Source organism: Streptomyces sp. NPDC088194 (assembly GCF_040702025.1).
GTDB lineage: Bacteria > Actinomycetota > Actinomycetes > Streptomycetales > Streptomycetaceae > Actinacidiphila.
On the sequence record NZ_JBFBIV010000207.1, the window covers coordinates 1 to 2339 of the forward strand.

1 protein-coding gene is annotated in these 2339 nt (G+C 74.4%); it reads left to right on the forward strand.

Going from position 1 to position 2339, the window contains the following annotated elements:
* Window positions 1-66: 66 nt before the first annotated feature.
* A partial coding sequence (locus AB0399_RS40400; RefSeq protein ID WP_366414685.1) for an SDR family NAD(P)-dependent oxidoreductase occupies window positions 67-2339 on the forward strand: 2273 nt, incomplete at its 3' end.

Here is a 2339-nt window from a genome sequence, read left to right on the forward strand (position 1 = left end):
GGGAGTGGCGGTCGGCGGGTTGATCTGCCGGGGTATGCGTTCCAGCGGTCGCGGTATTGGCTGCCGGTGGGGGCGGGGGGCGGGGACCTGGCGGGTGCCGGGCTGGCGCGGTTCGGGCATCCGATGCTGTCGGCCGCGGTGCGGGTCGGCGACCGGGGGGAGTGGGTGTTCACCGGGCGCGTGTCGTTGGACTCGCAGGCATGGGTCCGCGACCACGCGGTGTTCGGCATGGTGATCGTTCCCGGCGTCGCCCTGGTGGAACTGGCACTGGCGGCGGGCGGCCAGGTGGACTGCCCGGTCGTCGAGGAACTGGTGCTCCAGGTTCCGCTGCTGCTGTCCGAGGGCGACGAGCTCGACCTCCAGGTCACGGTGGCGGCGCCCGACGAGGACGGACGCCGTGAACTCGCGATCTACACCGCGCCGAGCGAGAGCAAGGGGCAGGAGAGCGTCCAGCCCACCTGCCACGCCCGCGGCATCCTGACACCCGACACCGGTGTCCCCGCACCCGCGGACTGGGCGCAGACCTGGCCGCCGCAGGACGCCCGGCCCGTCGCCGTCCACGACCTCTACGACCGCCTCGCCGGCCTCGGCTACGACTACGGCCCCTCCTTCAAGGGCCTGCACACCGCCTGGGAGCAGGACGAGTACATCTACGCGGAGGTCGCCCTCCCCGACGACCACATCGCGAGTGCCCGCCAGTACGGCATCCACCCCGGGCTCCTCGACGCCTCGCTGCACGGAGGACTCGGCTGGCTCGACACGGGTGAGGACCACGCCGCCCAACTGCCCTTCTCCTGGTCGGGCGTGCGGCTCGGACTGCCCGGCTCCGGCCGGGTGCGGGTCCGTATCACCTCGACGGCCGACTCCACGCTGCGGGCCGACATCGCCGACGAGCAGGGCGAACTGGTCTTCAGCGCCGAGCAGCTCGCCTTCCGGCCGGTGGACCAGGGGCAACTGGAAGGCGCGCGGCGCCCGGAGGCCGGATCGCTCTACACGGTGGAGTGGAGCCCCGTCGCCCAGGCCGCGGACACGGCCCGGCCGCGGGTGGCCGGCATCGGTGAACCGACCGGTACGGACGAGCACTTCGCGGATCTCGGGGCGCTGGTCGCGGCGGTCGCCGCGGGTGCCGAGGCGCCGGACGCGGTGGTGACGGTGGTGCCGTCCGCCGCGGTGGAACTCGACGGTGCCGCGGTGGACGTCGCGCGGTCGGCACATGCGGCGGCCGAGGCGACGCTGGGTCTGGTGCAGGGGTGGCTGGCCGCGGATGCGCTGTCGGGTGCGCGGTTGGTGCTGGTGACGCGGGGTGCGGTCTCGACCGGTGGGGAGGCGCCGGATGTGGCGGCTGCTGCCGCGTGGGGTCTGGTGCGCAGCGCGCAGTCCGAGCACCCGGGACGGTTCACCCTGGTGGACCTCGACCCGGAGCTGGACCCGCACCTGGAGCCGGCCGGCGGCGACGGAGGGGCGGGGCCGGACTGGACCGCGCTCGCCGCGTACGACGAGCCGCAGGTGGCGGTGCGCGGCGGGCAGGTGCTCGCTCCCCGGCTGACGCGGGCCGTCGTGCCCGCGGCACTGGGGACGGAGCCGCTGCTGGGCGCCGGTGCGGACAGCACGGTGCTGGTGACGGGTGGCACCGGGGGTCTGGGTGCGCTGGTGGCACGGCACTTGGTCACCGTTGGTGGTGCGCGGCATCTGGTGCTGGCGTCGAGGCGGGGTCTGGAGGCGCCGGGCGCGAGCGAACTCGCCGCCGAGCTGGAGGCCGCGGGTTGCCGGGTGCAGGTCGCTGCGTGCGATGTGGCCGACCGGGAGCAACTGACCGCGCTGCTGCGCTCGTTGGAGGTTCCGCTGGCGGGCGTGGTGCACGCGGCCGGTGTCCTGGACGACGGGCTGCTGGAGTCGATGACGCCGGAGCAGCTTGAGCGGGTGATGCGGCCGAAGCTCGATGCGGCCCTGCTGCTCGACGAGTTGACGGCCGGCACCGACCTCCAGTCGTTCGTGCTGTTCTCCTCGGTCGCCGCGCTCATCGGAAGCGCGGGACAGGGCAACTACGCTGCGGCGAACGCCGGGTTGGACGCGCTGGCGGCGCGACGGCGGGCACGGAGGCGCCCGGCCGTGTCGCTGGCGTGGGGCCTGTGGGCGGCGGAGACCGGGATGACCGGGGAACTGGACGCCGCGCAACTGACCAGGCTGAACCGGCTGGGCGTACAGCCGCTCTCCTCCGAGCTGGGCCTCGAACTGCTGGGCACCGCGCAGCGGGTGGATGCCGCGCTGGTCGCGCCGGTGCAACTGGATCTGGCCGCGTTGCGGGCGCAGGCCCGGGCCGGGACGGCGGTGCCGTTGCT